Origin of the sequence: Paenibacillus sp. FSL R7-0198, assembly GCF_038000415.1 — a bacterium.
Taxonomy (GTDB): Bacteria; Bacillota; Bacilli; order Paenibacillales; family Paenibacillaceae; genus Paenibacillus.
This window is the reverse complement of record NZ_JBBOCB010000001.1, coordinates 3,230,630-3,246,903: the sequence shown is the minus strand read 5'-3', so window position 1 is coordinate 3,246,903 and position 16,274 is coordinate 3,230,630. Positions and strand designations below refer to the sequence as shown.

Sequence of the window (16,274 nt, the reverse complement as noted above, 5' to 3'; positions counted from 1 at the left end):
AAGAAAGGGCTTTAATACAACAATAATATTTCAAAAAAGTGGGATAATTCCATCTATTATGGGAAAATAAGTTTGGAAAGGATGGGGGCAACGGCTAAAGTGAATAATGCAGCGAGCACCATGGAGATGCTGGAGATGGTACCGGTTAGGGAACTCAGTTCAAACGCCTTGGATGTCCCTGTGCCATGGGCACCGGTTCCAAACAGTGTGCCTCGTGCAATCTCCCCATCGATGCGCAGCATTTTGACAATAGAAGGTCCCATAATCACTCCGAGCAGACCAGTCATAATAACAAAAACAGCTGTCACTGCGGGTATGCCACCGATGGTGGCGGATACGTTCATGGCAATTGGGGTGGTAATTGATCTTGGGATCAGACTATGAATGAGACCGGAATCCAGGCGCAACCATTTGGCGAGCAGGGCAGAAGAAAGTACTGCAACGACCGAGCCGGTCATGACACTGAAGACAATCTCGGAAATATGTTTTTTGAGTACATGGAAAAAGGTATAAAGCGGAACGGCAAAAGCCACCGTGGCCGGTTGAAGAAGCAGACTCAGCCATTTGCCGCCACTGCTATACGTGGCATAATCCGTTCCGGTTGCAAGTAATATGCCAACGACAAGAAGCGGTGTAATGAGCAACGGAGACAGATATACTTTTGGCAGATTACGATACATTCGTTTGGCGACTCCATAGATACCGACGGTTAACAGCAGACAGAGAAATCCAATCATCCGGTGTGACGCTCCTTTCGTTTGGCAATTCGTGTAGCAACCAGGCCTGTGCAGGACATAACCAGGAATGTGCTAAGTAGTACGATGAATAAAATCTGCAGTCCGTCATGCTCCAGCATGGGCATATAGTTCATAATGCCAACGGCTGACGGGATAAAAAATAACAATAGTTCACCGAGCAGCCAGGCAGCTCCAACTTCAATCCAACGCAGCTTCACGACACGAGTCTGAAGCAGAATGAATAACACAACCATACCGAGTATTGAACCCGGTACAGGAAGATGGAGAGTACGGGCCAGCAGGTCCATGAGCAGTGAAAAAACCATTAAGAGCGCAACCTGTGCAATACCAAGGCCCCACTTTTTCACTTCAATCCCTCCTTATATAATCAACGTAATCCTTTGAGTTATTATGAAAATGTTTCATTTGATATCACAAATTTTACATTGCATTCTTTCATGAGTAAAATGCATATTAAGAATGTTTACTATTCCATTTGTCTATGAAAGGTGGGGATCAACCGATGGATATCCGCCATTTGCAATATTTTCTGGAAGTTGCCCGGCAGCAGAGCTTCACAAAAGCCGCCGAGGTGCTGTATATCACCCAGCCCACGATCAGCAAGACGGTCAAGAGTCTTGAAGAGGAATTGGGGATCACGCTACTGGACCGTTATGGCAAAAAGGTGGAACTAACCGATGCAGGCCATGTGTTTTTTCGGCAGGCGCTTGAGATTGAAAAATCATTCCGCAGTCTGTCATCCGAATTGGACGATCTGATGAACTTGAAGAAAGGCCATCTGCGGATTGGGTTGCCGCCAATGGTGGGATCAAGCTTTTTCCCCATGATTATTGGTGAATTTCACAAAGCCTACCCGCAGGTGACCATTCAGCTATTCGAGGATGGTGCCAAAAAAGTGGAGGCCGATGTGATCAGTGGTGCACTGGATATTGGCGTTGCCGTACTGCCAACCGTGGATGAGCTGTTGGACCATTTTGTGTTTGTCAAAGAGAAGCTGAACCTGCTTGTACACCCTTCACATCCGCTTGCGGGGAAAGAAGCGGTTGCGCTGCATGAACTGGAAAACGACGCCTTCGTGCTGTTTCGGGAAGACTTTGCATTGCATGACCGGATTATTGTGGCCTGTCAACATGCCGGGTTCCAGCCCCGTGTGGTATATGAAAGCTCCCAGTGGGATCTGCTCAGTGCGATGGTTGCCGCCAATCTGGGTGTAGCTTTACTGCCGGAGACGATCTGTCGTGAGGTGGACCATATGCGCGTGCGCATCATACCGGTAGTGGAACCGGTGATTCCATGGCAGCTCGGCATGATCTGGCGGAAGGATCGTTATCTGTCTTTTGCCACGAGAGAGTGGATTGGATTCACACAGTCGATGCTGGGTGAGTAAGGAAGCGATTGGAAGGTTATTCTGTCATTGTAGTGCCTAGTGTAAATACTCTTTTGTTGACCCCGGATCGTTGTTACAATGGAAGCATAATAATGGTGGAGGTGTACGAACATGAAACTGCGGGTATCCGCTGTACAATACCAATTGCACACAATCAGCTCGTTTGAGCAGTTCGCCGCTCAGGCTGAGCATTACATACGGACAGCTAATGAATACGGAACCGAATTTGTGCTGTTCCCTGAATTTTTCACAACGCAATTAATGTCCATTGGGGACGAACAAGGCAATGCACTGACAATTGAGGATCTGCCAAACTTTACGGAGCAATATGAACAACTGTTCACGTCACTTGCTGCCAAGTACGGTATGCACGTCATCGGGGGAACCCACGTCATTCGCCGTGAAGGGAAGCTGTATAATACAGCCCACCTCTTCTACCCGGATGGTCGCATCGCGCGCCAGGACAAGATTCACATTACACCAACCGAAGTACAGGAATGGAATATGGCTCCCGGAGATGGACTTGAGGTGTTCGACACGGATAAAGGCCGCATTGCCATGCTGACCTGTTACGATATTGAGTTCCCGGAAATTGTGCGGATGGCTAAAGCCAAAGGCGCTGATGTGATTTTCTGTCCTTCCTGTACGGACGATCGTCACGGATTCTACCGTGTACGGTATACGAGTCATGCCCGCGCGGTGGAGAATCAGGTGTACGTTGTGTTAACCGGAACAGTGGGCAACCTGCCAACCGTTGATTTCATGCGTGCTAACTATGGACAGGCAGCGATTATTACACCAAATGATATTCCGTTCCCGCCACGTGGCATTCTGGCCGAGGGTGAGATTAACAACGATATGATCGTGACCGCCGATCTGGATCTGGACTTGTTGTATGAGGTACGCGAACGTGGATCGGTAACGACCTGGCGTGACCGCCGTACTGATCTGTATACCGATTGGGAGTAGCAAGTTGCTCTTAAAACCGAACGAAACGAGCAGGGAATTCATTTTGTCAGTGGAAAGGGGTGACCCGGCAACATGTATACCAAAGAAATGCTGATCACCGACCCGGAGCGAAGTGGCAAAAGGGTAAAGGCAATCGTCCGCAATTATGTTACTGCCGACTTTGAGGAGCTCATTCGTATTCAGGCGGAGAGTTTCCCTCCTCCTTATCCGGAAGAGCTGCTCTGGAGTCACGAGCAGCTCACCAGTCATGTGCAGCATTACCCGGAGGGTGCCATCTGTATTGAAGTGGATGGAGAATTGGCTGGCTCAATGACCTCGCTGCGGATGCAGTGGGACCCTGCACATCCAGCAAGTCATACCTGGGCCGAAGTAACGGATGACGGCTATATTCGTAACCACCAATCAGATGGGAACACGCTGTATATTGTTGATCTCTGTGTTCGTCCAAAGTACCGCAAATGGGGACTGGCTCAGCTTATGATGCAGGCGATGTACCACCTTGTCATCGCTCAGGGGATGGACCGGTTACTAGGTGCTGGTAGAATGCCCGGTTATCATATGGTTGCAGACCAACTGTCTGCGCAGGAATATCTGGATCAGGTAGCAGCGGGAGAGAGGCGTGACCCGGTGATATCGTTCTTGCTCCGCTGTGGCCGCATGCCTGTTGGTGTGACTGCAGACTATCTGGACGATGAGGAATCCTGTAATTATGCTGCCCTGATGGAGTGGCGGAACCCGTTCAAATAAAAAATATCTAATGAAATACATCATTGATCGAGGAGGCATTTAGTCATGGAATTCACGCGTATTACATCCATTAAAGATCCATTGTTTGCCCAAATGCACAAGTTGATGCAGGAGATCTTCCCGCGGGAAGAAGTGCTGGACTTTCCCCTGTGGGAAGAACCGCTGGAAGATCCGGGTATTCGGGTGTTCGTGGCTGTGCATGAGGGACAGGTTGTTGGAGCGACAGAGTACCGTTATTACGAGGACTGGAACGTAGCCATGACGGACTTCACGATTATTGGGCGCGAAGGTCTGGGAATTGGCAGTTTCCTGGCGAATCACCGCAAGCGTGATCTGCAGAAGCTGGCTGCGGCAAACGGGAAAGAATTGTTCGGCATGTTTGCCGAAATCTATAACCCTTATCTGAGTCAGGATCACGAGTTTGGCGGCATCAAGCCGATGGACCCGTATGTGCGTCGCGAAGTGCTGTCCCATCTGGGATATCAGCGTCTGGACTTCCCATATGTTCATCCATCCTGGCAAGGTGACGGCGAAGCGGTTGGCGGATTGGATCTGTGCTTCATGCCAGGTGATGAGTCGCTTGGTGAACTGCCAGCCAGCCTGGTGGCTGATTTCCTGAATCGATATTATGCTGTGCTTCCTAACAAACCACAAGAATGGCTTGCCATGGTAGAGCAATTGACTGCTCGCAAGTCGGTTGCACTACTGCCGTTGTAAACGGAAGCAGGGCTGTCACAGAGAATGGCGTTGTAATGTCCTAAGCCACAATAAAACCAGAAAAGGCCCGTTAATCAGACCGTGATCGTTCTGTTTAATGGGCTTTTTCGGTTTCATTAAGGATATTGGATGTAGATATATAATGATTGCTAAGCTTGAGGTTGAAGCAAGGGACAAAGCGAGTCCTAACGAATCTGAGGCACCTTATTCAGGGATTTGAAGCATCCGCAGAAATCTAAGGAACCTGAGACACGCTATATCCGAATAAACAGCCGTTTATAGCGTTTTTTTCGGGGGATTTTGAGAAATAACGTGCCTGATGTTCTTTATACATTGTATAAAGAGAACCTAAAGGTCAAATAAGACGTCCTGAGTTCCTTAGAAAATCGTCTACCCATTCGCCAGGATCCGGCCAGCAATCTGGGACCTCAAGATGGGGCTTAGAAACTTTATTTTCTGTATGCTGATATCTATCATCATATAGCTTACCTAATTTTGAAAACATACCCTAGATTATTATTGATTGTTAATGAAGCCTATTTAACCGTACATTTAACGATTAGTTTTTATTTAACGTCCTTTCGATCCGGTAGCTGGCTCAAATAACTGTTGGACAAGTGTGCAAGATCCAATGCTCGATCGTACTGTTCCTTCGTTATAAACCGTGAAGAAGACTGCCCACTGTTATTGGGTGTGGCTATAGCTGGAGATTTCTCATCTCCCGAAATCTTCGTCGTCTCGTCTGAAGGAACACCTGTCCGTTTTTGTCCGGCATCCTGTCTGCCCGCATCAGCTAGGGAATAATGCGTCCCATCCCCGTATCCTTTTGCCGGTATGAAGAGAGAAGCATCGTTTAGCACAGACCCGGAAGGAAGGTAATATCGTTCCGGTAGAAGATTTCCGCCTTCACGCAGCAAATCCTGTCCGAAATGTAATTGTTCCTCCAGTGATACTCCGGTGAGTCCGGCAATCGTTGGCAGAATGTCCACCTGGCCTCCAATCTGTTCCAGTTGAACACCCGGGGTAACGCCCGGTGCCGAGATAATGAGTGGAATATTAATCATATCTGCTGATGTATATTCCCGACCATACAACTCTTTCATAAGGACTTTGTCATCCCGATCCAGTGAGTAGATGGGGAGCCCCAGATGATCGCCATACAAGACGAGCAGGCTATTTTCCCATAATCCCCGTTCCTTTAATCCCGCAATCAACTGTCCAACCGCCTGATCTGCATAATTCTGTGATACCAGATAATCACCGGGCAACGTATCCTTGTAACGCTCAGGTAGCGTCAGCTTCACCTTGTTTTCAGGCAAAGTGTACGGGTGGTGGGCTGACATGGAGATGATATGGGCATAGAAGGGATCGCCCGAAGACTGCATGGATTCCAGCTTATCCAGTGTTTTGGAATACAGTATTTCATCTGAGGCCGAAAAGGCGATAGAATCCTGTGTGCCGAAATAATCAATATCATAATACTGGTCGAATCCAAGTGCCTTGTATAACTGATCCCGATTCCAGAATCGAACATCATTTGTATGGAATGTGGCTGTCTGATATCCGTTTGCTGACATCAACTTGGGTAGACTCGGCAGAGCTTTATCCGCATATACAGTTGTTGCTGCCCCGTTTGGCGGGGTGTAGAACGATGTGTTCACAACAAATTCTGCATCCGATGTATTTCCCTGTCCCACTTGCTGATAAAAGTTCGGAAAATACAGGCTCTGTCTAGCCAATTGATTCAGGTTGGGCGTGATCTCCTGTCCATCTACCTCTAATCCAATCAGAAAGTTCTGAAACGATTCCAACTGGAGCATAATCACATTGCGTCCACTCGCGGCACCCTGTTCCACAACCGCAGGAAGTTCGGTCGTTTGTTTCAGTTGGTCGATGTCAGCCTGATCAATGTGAGCGATGGGCACAAGTTCATCAGGTCGATCCAGGATGGTATACGCCTCGTAACCGAGGATGCCCATCTGTTCTGCTTGTGTAAGCTCACTCATGCTGGCCCGATTGGGATAGATGTTAAGCATGCACAGGATCATGGACAGGGTCAGAATGACCGAAGCAACACGTCTTCTGGCACGTCGTTCAAGCGGAATGCGGTTCGGGCGTTCTGTACTCCCGAGTTTGATCCGACGACGAATGAGTATCCCCCCAATGATCAGCACGTCTGCAAAAATAAACAAATAATAGGGATCAAGCAAAGAGAACATGCTGCTCTTGACCGAAGTCACCTGATTCACCTGTGCCAACGCATGATAGTTAACGATTACACCATAGTATTTGTAGTACATGATGGCTGCAAAGAAAATCCCTGAGAGCAGCAAATTCATGGCAAGGTATATCCACATCCGCCGCTTGGCAGCAAACCACTCAATTAGACAGAATCCGATCCAGATGAGCGGCAATTCGGTCAGCAGTGGTTTCCAGACAGGGATGTCATCGAAGATAACAATCCAGGCCAGTGAACTTTTGATCATCATGATAATGGTAAAGAATATAAACGGTCCGCTTAGAAATCGGGTGAGTGAACTGCGTGACAAGGTACCGCCTTCCCTTCCGAAGTTTCATTTAACAAGTATTATCCTATCTCAGCATGGCTGTGTCAAAAATGAGAGCCATCTACAATTGACGGCAAAAAAACCTCTTCCATGCAGGAAGAGGTTCGAAAAAACATGGGCTATTGCGATAAAAGCCAGATGTGACCCAATTCGTTATTCTATAGTGTACGTTGTGACGTAAGAAGGTCTGGGGAACATGGTGGGCTTCTGTGCGGTCAGGCCTTCGCTTGTACTGCGGTTACGGTGAGCGTGACTATATGCTTGGGATTCCTGCCAGCCTTTGAAATGTTCCTCCGACTGCCAGAGTGTAAGTACGACATATGTGTCATCCTTCAGAGGACGAAGCACACGAATACCGACAAAGCCAGGCTCGTCTTCTACCTTGCGGGCACGGTTCTTGAACCGTTCTTCGAAATCGTTACGACCATCCTCTGTAACAGGGATATTGTTGAGAACAGCGTAACCACCGCCAGTCCAGGAGCCTGCGGCATCGAAAGCTTCATATGCGGCTACTTTATCATCAGACTCAATATTCATCAGGCGTTCTGCGGATTCAATAGCCAGACGCACGTGCTCTTCGCTTCGCAAAGTCAGATGCGGGTATGCAGCAAGTGCATCTGGAATCGGTGAAGGAACCAAATAGATATACATAGAAGCTGCCTCCTTATTTAACTTATATATCTCAACATAGCATATGGGATTGTGTGAGTCCAATCAGCGATTCAACTGGTTTGAGTACGTCTTTTCATGATAAAGTATAATCACTACAAACAGAACGGGTGATCGTATGACAACAACAATTCGGATATCGGTTAGACCTTTAGTGGAGTATGTGTACCGCAGTGGCAGCATACGTCCAGGGTTCCGGACCAATGCATCGATGCAGGAGGGAACTCGAATTCACCAGCGGGTACAGAAGGAGTACACGGAAGAGGATTTAAAAGAGATTGTGCTCGAGGCTGAGATTCAACATGGGGAGCTGACCTATGTGGTGGAGGGACGATGTGACGGGTTAATTCGTCTGGAAGGTCAGTTGACGGTAGATGAGATCAAATCCACTGCGGGCAATCTGGATGATCTGGGAGAAGGTCTTCCAGTGCACTGGGCGCAGGCCATGATGTATGCCTACATGTACGCCGTTCAGCAAGATGAACTACGCATGCAAGTGCAGTTGACGTATGTGCATTCGGTAACCCATGAAGAAAGACGGTTTCGCCGAATGGCAGAACGGCAGGAACTGGAGCAGTTTGCGGCAGAAGTGATTGCCGGTTATGCGCCATATGCAGAGATGATCGCTGCATATGAAGAAAAGCGAGATATCAGTGTGAAAGAGCTGCCGTTTCCTTTTCGCAAATACAGGGAGGGACAGCGAAAGCTGGCAGGAGCCGTATACAAGACGATCCGTGAGGGTCAGGGATTGATGGCGAAAGCACCAACAGGCATTGGTAAAACGATGTCCGTGCTGTTCCCCACAGTCAAAGCGATTGGCGAAGGCGAAGCGAGCCGATTGTTCTATCTGACCGCAAGGACGACGACACGGGTGGCGGCAGAAGAAGCTTTTGCCCGGATGCAATCGGAAGGATTGAAGATGCATGTGATCAGTCTGACCGCGAAGGACAAGATATGTTTTAAGGAAGAGGAAGCTTGTGATAAGGGGCAGTGCGGCATGTGTGAAGGATATTATGACCGTATTAACGGGGCCGTGCTGGACATGCTGGAACATGAGACGTTGATGACACGTCCGGTCATCGAGCAGTATGCGCGCAAACATCGGGTGTGTCCGTTTGAGTTTTCACTGGATGCGGCGTATGCAGCCGATGCGGTGATCTGCGATTATAACTATATTTTTGATCCACGGATCTCTCTGAAAAGAATGTTGGAGGAGCAGAAACGCAAGACCGTGTTACTGGTGGACGAGGCCCATAATCTGGTCGATCGTGGCCGAATGATGTTTTCCGCCGAGCTGGAGAAGGCAGTGTTCCTGGATGTGAAAAGAGAGTTCCAGTCGCTGGACAGCAGTGTGCCTGCTGCCAAAGCCATTGTTGATTACACCGGGGCCATTGATAAGTATCTGATTACCCTTCGGAAAAACGGTGGAGAAGAAGGGAAGATCATCCAGCAGGAAGCACCGGAGGAACTGATTGAACGGCTGGAGCCTTTTGTCATGGTCGCGGAGCAATGCCTTGTGGAAGGTGGCTCGGGGAATGCCGAGACGGATCAGTTGCTGTTGGATGCCTACTTCACGGCACAGAATTTCCTGCGCATTGCCAAGCTGTATGATGAACGTTTTATTACGTATGCAGAGTGTGTTCGAAGTGAAGTGAGAGTGAAGTTATTCTGTCTTGATCCTTCCGTACTGCTTCGTCAGACGGCCAAAGGATTCCGCTCTCTCATTCATTTTTCGGCTACATTGTCACCCCTTCGCTATTATCGGGATATGCTGGGTGCAGAGGAAGAGGATTATACATTGCAGATTCCATCGCCGTTTCAGCGCGAACAATTGGATGTGAGACTCCTGCCCTTATCCGTGCGTTATAAGGATCGGGAACAGTCCCGGCGCCCCATTGCGGAGATGCTGCAACAGCTGGTAAGTGAATGGCCGCGCAGCAATTTAATGGTCTTTTTCCCTTCCTACCCTTATATGCGCGAGATATATGAGACCTACGCACAGCTTCCGATTGAAGCGGATACGGTCATACAAAAGCAAGGCATGAACGAACTGGAACGGGAGCAGTTTTTGGATGGATTTCAGCCGAATCCTGAACGAACACGCTTGGTATTTGCCGTCATGGGTGGCGTATTCTCAGAGGGTGTCGATCTGCCGGGAGATCGCTTGAATGGCGTGGTTGTGGTAGGTGCGGGGCTACCGCAGATTGGTCTGGAGAACAACGTATTACGTGATTACTATGATCGGACAGGACGCAACGGATTCAATTACGCCTATATTTTCCCGGGTATGAACAAGGTGCTGCAGGCGGGTGGACGGCTGATTCGGACGGAGGAAGACAGGGGTGTGCTGGTGCTGGTCGACGATCGTTTTATCCAGGAACCGTATCGTTCCCTGCTGCCCGAGGAGTGGCGGGACTACAAGCGAATTTGATGAAAGAACTATGAATGAAATGATGCATGTATATAAGTTGAACTAATCATTTACACGATAACGGAGAGGACAGAAAAAACCTGAAAAAGCGAAGCGTTCGCCTTTATCCTCGGATTTTCCCCTTCGAAAAAGGGGAATCAAAAAATCTGGGGATAACAGCGATTGGAAGGTTATTCTGTCATCGTAGTGTCAGTGTAAATAATCTTTGTTAAGCTTATACAGCATATATTTTTCGATTTTCTTTCCTTTATATGATTGAAGGGTAGGGTGAAAGGGTTATAACTTGGTTAGCAACGAACGAACAACGGCGATTACCCTATCCGTTCCGCGGTCCGCTTCGAAAGCAATCAAGGAGGTCGGTTATAATGAAGAGAAATCATACCATGATGCAGTTTTTTGAATGGCACCTGGCTGCAGACGGAGATCATTGGAAGCGACTGGCTGAAATGGCCCCGGAACTGAAAGCCAAAGGTATTGACTCGGTATGGGTACCACCCGTAACCAAGGCAGTGTCCGCAGAAGATACAGGTTATGGTGTATATGATCTGTACGATCTGGGCGAATTTGATCAAAAGGGTACCGTACGAACCAAATATGGCACTAAGCAGGAACTGGTGGAGGCCATTGCTGAATGTCAGAAGAACGGCATTGCCGTCTATGTGGATCTGGTTATGAATCACAAGGCCGGAGCAGATGAGACGGAAGTGTTCAAAGTGATCGAGGTTGATCCGAATGATCGAACGAAGGAAATTTCTGAGCCGTTCGAAATTGAGGGCTGGACCAAATTCACATTCCCGGGTCGCGGAGATCAATACTCCTCCTTCAAGTGGAGCTCTGAACATTTCAACGGTACAGACTTTGACGCCAAGGGAGAACGAACAGGTGTATTCCGCATCGCAGGAGAGAATAAAAAATGGAATGAGAATGTTGATGATGAGTTTGGCAACTATGACTATCTGATGTTCGCCAATATAGATTATAACCACCCGGATGTTCGGCGCGAGATGATCGATTGGGGGAAATGGCTGATCGATACCCTTCAGTGCGGTGGGTTCCGGCTGGATGCGATTAAGCATATCAACCACGAATTCATCAAGGAGTTCGCAGCAGAGATGATCCGCAAACGCGGTCAGGATTTCTACATCGTAGGTGAGTTCTGGAATTCGAACCTGGATGCATGTCGTGAGTTCCTTGATACGGTAGACTATCAGATCGACCTGTTTGATGTGTCTCTTCACTACAAGTTGCATGAGGCTTCGCTTGCAGGCAGAGACTTTGATCTCTCCAAAATTTTCGATGACACCCTGGTTCAGACGCATCCTACACATGCGGTAACTTTTGTAGATAATCATGACTCACAACCTCATGAAGCGTTGGAATCATGGATTGGAGATTGGTTTAAGCCGAGCGCTTATGCCTTGACGCTATTACGTCTTGATGGTTATCCGGTTGTATTTTACGGAGATTATTATGGCATTGGTGGACCTGAACCTGTGGATGGCAAAAAGGAGATTCTGGATATTCTGCTGTCTGCCCGATGCAACAAGGCGTATGGAGAGCAGGAAGATTACTTCGATCACGCGAATACGATTGGCTGGGTGCGTCGCGGCGTAGAGGAAATCGAAGGTTCCGGTTGTGCAGTGGTCATCTCCAACGGGGATGACGGCGAGAAGAGAATGTTTCTCGGAGAGCATCGTGCTGGTGAAGTCTGGGTGGATCTGACGAACAGCTGTGATGATCAGATTACCATTGAGGAAGACGGCTGGGCCACCTTCCATGTGTGCGGTGGAGGCGTCTCGGTATGGGCCCTTCCTGAACAGAATGAGGACTGTGCTGACGCTGAGTAACGGCATGTGCCAGGCAGGGTAAGAAAAGATACAACGATTGGATATGAAAACAGTATATAGATAGATTGTTATCGTTAAACCATCTGAACAGGAGGGCAAGTATACCTGTGTCCAGGTGGTTTTTTGCATTTTATAGGTACAACTATAACTCCATCCTAACGAACTCAGCACGCCTTATTTGCACTGAATTAGCATGATTGGAATTCTAACGAATCTCAATAACCTTATTACTCTCAAAAACGATTGGAATTCGCTAATTGGAGCAACATCACCAGATTAACGCGTCTGTGATTCGTTAGATTACTGGTAACTCGGATTTTAACGCATTAAGGCTTCTCAGATTCGTTAGCTTGATTTGGATTAACGCTCACCATAGGCAAACGAATCACTGCTACAAGTAAAAACATGAAATGAGAAAGAAACAGTTCGGTTTCACATCCTAATACATGGTACAATAATCCAAATATGGAGTTTTAGAAAAAATGAGAGATCGTAATAAGTGATATTCTTTACAGAGGATTGGAGAAAAGGAGGGATGGCATGGGTCCCAAAAGAGAGATGAACCGTTTCTCCCCGTTGATCATGTATCTATTTGTAATAGCCGTGTGCCTGGGGGCTTGCAGTTTGGGACCAAACCAGGGGCCAGCGGGCGAACCGAAGCGGAGCGATGAGTATACATTGAATTCGGAGCGGAGAGATTTGAATGAGCGGGTTACGAAGAGACCTGAGTCCTTCCAGAAGGATACGCCTGATGATTATACTTTGACAGCAATGGTGGATGTGAGTCATGAATCCGGAGTTGATCGGATTTCTTATGAGATTTTGGTGAATGAGGCTCGGGTGCCCATGGTTAATGTCATTCAGTCCTTCACCCTCGATCCCAACATGATAAATCGAATAGATGCCGGAGAGTTATTTCATTCCAATGTGAGCAATACACACGAGATTAGTTTAGAGTCTGACAAGGAACCGCTTGGATTGAGTTTGAGCAGAAGTTACGTCTTGAAGCCCAAGGCGGAGATCGACAGCAATATCCTCCAGCGTTATGCAGATATGTATATCAAAATTTCCTATGGCCCCAATGATCAGCGAACGGAAGATTATTTTTATATTCAGGCCGAGCCGTCTCCAAGGACGAATGAGTATATGAAGTCATGGGAGATAGAAAAATAGGAAAAAGCAGCGCATACCGGTTCCGTATGAGGAATTTCAGTAGACGCTGCCGGTTCATCTATTTGAGATAGTAAGGTTATTACTTTTTAAAATACTGATTCATCGTATCCCACATTCGATTGAACTCACTTCGTTCCATTGAAAATGCTCCAGGCTTCTCAGGTTTATGATGAGAAGTTGGCTCAAAGTTTAAGTATTCATGGTGTGTAGTACACTCATAGTTTTTGCTGTTAATAAGGAATTCAATTCTATCCTTAAAGGGTCTTTCCAGTAATTTAACCACCATGATGTCTCCACTACTGGTGCTTATTGCAGGAGAATATATCAGAAAGTAACCTTGTTCAAATCGATACTCCATAGCATTTACCTCCATTAGGATACAGAACGATTACGATACGAATCCATCACTTATCTAATACCCTCCGTTTACCTACTCCAGTTCAAATGATTCCAACGTGCCAACCATCCGCAGATCATGCATGCGGTTGAATTGTTCCCGTTTGTCCGCATCGGCGTATTCATCATGATAATGCATTAGTACGGTTTTCTGTCTCACTTCGGCAGGCAGTTGTTCCAAATCGTTCAGTGAAGTGTGGGATTTGATCACCAGATCGTGCATATGACATTCATGGAAAATCAGCTGCACATCAGCGGCAACTTGCTCCACCCGTTCCTGGTCGAGTGTACTGTCAGCGCTGTAATAGAAGTAAGGCTTGGCGAGTATCCCATTGCTGACCATACCGGGAACATGTTGCGTCCGAAAGGTCTCAAACGTCACGCCGCCCAGTTCAAATGTGCCTCCATCTGGCAGGGGAACGACATCATAGTAATCGCTCATGGTACGTTCACCATCTGTTGTGTAGCGCATGCCTGGGGATAGAATGTTCCAGAGCGGATCTACCAATTGTTCGTGGATGAACAGACGGGGTTTGCGGTCACCCACGATCTGTGCGTAATAACCAAGCATCTGTACACCATTAATATGATCTTCATGCAGATGCGTAATAAAAACATTGTGGATATCGGTCATGGCGAATCCATATTCCTTGAGTGCTTTGGCATTTGATTCCGGGAAATCAATGACCAGATGCGTGTCTCCGAATTCAGCCAACATACTATTGTGGTGCTGCTCCACGCTAAACATATCTCCTGTGCCGAGAAAAGTAATTTTCAATTCATTTCATCTCCTTGTGTGATCTTCAGATCAGCATCCTTGCGTTAAATCCAGTATACCGTGTTCCCGAATATATGCCTAAATCAACCTTTTTTGATAACGCTATCATTTTATATTGAACTTTGATGATAAACAGTGTAGCGTAAAGATGGGAAGTGAACCCATATGAACGTAAACTCACCTAAAGGGAGCGTGCGAGGCGAATGAAATCTTTTCTGGATGAACAATTTTTGCTGCACAATGAAACGGCGATCAAGTTATATGAGGATTATGCCAAAGACATGCCGATTATTGATTATCATTGCCACCTCAGTCCTCAGGAGATCTACGAGAACAAAACCTTTGGCAATCTTACAGAGGCTTGGTTATACGGTGATCACTATAAGTGGCGGCTCATGCGCGCAAACGGAATTGAAGAGCAATATGTGACCGGCGGCGAAGGAGTGACCGATTACGATCGTTTCCTGGCTTATGCCAAAACGGTCCCCATGATGATTGGTAATCCGCTGTACGCCTGGTCTCACTTGGAATTACAGCGATATTTCGGCGTTTATGAAGTATTGAATGAGACAAGCGCCCCAGCCATCTGGGAAAAAGTAAATGCCAAACTGAACAGTGACGGATTCGGTGCACGTGATCTGATTACCAAATCTAATGTCACTGTTGTGTGCACAACCGATGATCCAACGGATTCTCTGGAGTATCATCTGAAGATTCAGGAAATCGAAGGCTTTGACACGGCGGTATTGCCTTCTTTCCGCCCGGATAAAGGATTGGAATTGAACCGGGATACCTTCACCGAATGGGTAGGCAAGCTGTCGCAGGCATCTGGCACTGCGATTTCAGATTATGAATCCTTCCTTGCTGCGTTGGAGTCCCGAGTGAAATTCTTCCATTCCGTCGGCGGCAGAGTTTCTGACCATGCACTCGATTATGTTCCATACGGCGTGGCTACACGCGAAGAAGCTGGTGCCATCTTTGCAAAGGCACTTGCAGGTCAGAAGGTAACTCGTGAGGAAGAGGACAAGTACAAGACAGTGACGCTGACGTTCCTTGGCAAACTGTATGCAGAGCGAGGCTGGGTGATGCAGTTCCACATTAATGCAGCCCGTAACAACAATACGCGGATGTTTGCCAAGCTTGGGCCGGATACCGGTTACGATGCAGTCAATGATACGCCACTGTCATCGGCAATGATTGGATTGCTCGACGCGTTGGAGCAGCAACAAGCGCTGCCCAAAACAATTCTGTATTCTCTGAATCCAAGGGACAACGAGGTGCTCGCGGCGATCATCGGCAGCTTCCAGGGTGGGGGCATTCCGGGCAAAATCCAGCTTGGCGCAGCATGGTGGTTCAATGATACAAAGGACGGCATGCTCGCTCAGATGAAGGCACTAGCGAATGTGGGACTGCTCAGCCGATTTGTCGGCATGCTGACTGATTCACGCAGCTTCCTGTCCTACACCCGGCATGAGTATTTCCGTCGTCTCGTCTGCAACCTCATTGGTGAATGGGCCGAACAAGGGGAGGCACCGCAGGATCTGGAGTTGCTCGGTCAGATCGTACAGGGCATTGCCTACAACAATGCAAAAGAATATTTCCCGTTTGCCTCAGTACTTAAAACAGTCTATGCTTCACAGTCTTGATGATTAACAAGCGCATTTAATCATGCAAGTTATGCAATACAGGAGATCTCTAGTTTCTAATTTTCAATCGTAATAAAAATGCTCCCATTGCTTACCCAGGGTCATCATCCACTGGAGTATAGAATGGGAGCTTTTTTGTAAGTTGAATTCATGGAATGGTACATAATAAGTATAGCGGGCCCCAATGGA

General features: G+C 47.5%; 14 protein-coding genes. 8 read left to right on the top strand and 6 right to left on the bottom strand.

Annotation, left to right across the window (positions count from 1 at the left end; all coding sequences use genetic code 11):
* Window positions 1–56: 56 nt before the first annotated feature.
* Window positions 57–737: an LrgB family protein gene (locus tag MKY87_RS13950; protein WP_339788148.1), complete on the bottom strand. Its 681-nt coding sequence runs from the start codon at window positions 735–737 to the stop codon at window positions 57–59.
* Window positions 734–1,105, bottom strand: coding sequence for a CidA/LrgA family protein (locus MKY87_RS13945; protein WP_017691758.1), 372 nt, complete (start codon window positions 1,103–1,105; stop codon window positions 734–736). Before MKY87_RS13945 ends, MKY87_RS13950 begins: the two co-directional genes overlap by 4 nt.
* A 155-nt stretch (window positions 1,106–1,260) precedes the next feature.
* Between MKY87_RS13945 and cidR the strand changes: the two genes are divergently transcribed.
* The 4 genes from cidR (at window position 1,261) to MKY87_RS13925 (ending at window position 4,578) form a co-directional block, all read left to right on the top strand.
* On the top strand, window positions 1,261–2,145 hold the full coding sequence (gene cidR, locus MKY87_RS13940) for a cidABC operon transcriptional activator CidR (RefSeq protein WP_074092657.1): 885 nt from the start codon (window positions 1,261–1,263) through the stop codon (window positions 2,143–2,145).
* A gap of 111 nt (window positions 2,146–2,256) precedes the next feature.
* Window positions 2,257–3,114, top strand: a complete 858-nt coding sequence (locus tag MKY87_RS13935; protein ID WP_340964964.1) for a carbon-nitrogen hydrolase family protein — start codon at window positions 2,257–2,259, stop codon at window positions 3,112–3,114.
* A gap of 72 nt (window positions 3,115–3,186) precedes the next feature.
* On the top strand, window positions 3,187–3,861 hold the full coding sequence (locus tag MKY87_RS13930; RefSeq protein WP_340964961.1) for a GNAT family N-acetyltransferase: 675 nt from the start codon (window positions 3,187–3,189) through the stop codon (window positions 3,859–3,861).
* A gap of 45 nt (window positions 3,862–3,906) precedes the next feature.
* Window positions 3,907–4,578 (top strand): hypothetical protein, encoded by a 672-nt coding sequence (locus MKY87_RS13925; RefSeq protein WP_047840815.1) that lies wholly within the window; start codon window positions 3,907–3,909, stop codon window positions 4,576–4,578.
* Window positions 4,579–5,144: 566 nt separating this feature from the next.
* Here MKY87_RS13925 and MKY87_RS13920 read toward each other — a convergent pair.
* Complete coding sequence (locus MKY87_RS13920) at window positions 5,145–7,067, bottom strand: LTA synthase family protein (protein ID WP_445669456.1); 1,923 nt, start codon at window positions 7,065–7,067, stop codon at window positions 5,145–5,147.
* 231 nt (window positions 7,068–7,298) lie between these two features.
* A complete protein-coding gene (locus MKY87_RS13915; protein WP_036612926.1) occupies window positions 7,299–7,796 on the bottom strand; it encodes an antibiotic biosynthesis monooxygenase family protein in 498 nt (165 codons plus the stop codon).
* 136 nt (window positions 7,797–7,932) lie between these two features.
* Between MKY87_RS13915 and MKY87_RS13910 the strand changes: the two genes are divergently transcribed.
* The 3 genes from MKY87_RS13910 (at window position 7,933) to MKY87_RS13900 (ending at window position 13,265) form a co-directional block, all read left to right on the top strand.
* Complete coding sequence (locus tag MKY87_RS13910) at window positions 7,933–10,245, top strand: ATP-dependent DNA helicase (RefSeq protein WP_340964956.1); 2,313 nt, start codon at window positions 7,933–7,935, stop codon at window positions 10,243–10,245.
* A 365-nt stretch (window positions 10,246–10,610) separates the two neighbouring features.
* On the top strand, window positions 10,611–12,092 hold the full coding sequence (locus MKY87_RS13905; RefSeq protein WP_340964954.1) for an alpha-amylase: 1,482 nt from the start codon (window positions 10,611–10,613) through the stop codon (window positions 12,090–12,092).
* 540 nt (window positions 12,093–12,632) lie between these two features.
* The gene (locus tag MKY87_RS13900) at window positions 12,633–13,265 is read left to right on the top strand and encodes a hypothetical protein (protein ID WP_340912103.1); all 633 of its coding nucleotides are present in this window, start codon (window positions 12,633–12,635) and stop codon (window positions 13,263–13,265) included.
* 79 nt (window positions 13,266–13,344) lie between these two features.
* Here the strand turns inward: MKY87_RS13900 and MKY87_RS13895 are convergent, their stop codons facing one another.
* Window positions 13,345–13,623, bottom strand: a complete 279-nt coding sequence (locus MKY87_RS13895; protein WP_340964951.1) for a hypothetical protein — start codon at window positions 13,621–13,623, stop codon at window positions 13,345–13,347.
* A gap of 72 nt (window positions 13,624–13,695) precedes the next feature.
* Window positions 13,696–14,439: an MBL fold metallo-hydrolase gene (locus tag MKY87_RS13890; RefSeq protein ID WP_340964949.1), complete on the bottom strand. Its 744-nt coding sequence runs from the start codon at window positions 14,437–14,439 to the stop codon at window positions 13,696–13,698.
* Between the two features lie 203 nt (window positions 14,440–14,642).
* Here MKY87_RS13890 and uxaC point away from each other — a divergent pair, with 203 nt between their 5' ends.
* Entirely contained in the window at window positions 14,643–16,085 is a 1,443-nt protein-coding gene (uxaC, locus tag MKY87_RS13885; RefSeq protein ID WP_340964948.1) for a glucuronate isomerase, read from the top strand.
* The last annotated feature ends 189 nt before the right edge of the window (window positions 16,086–16,274 follow it).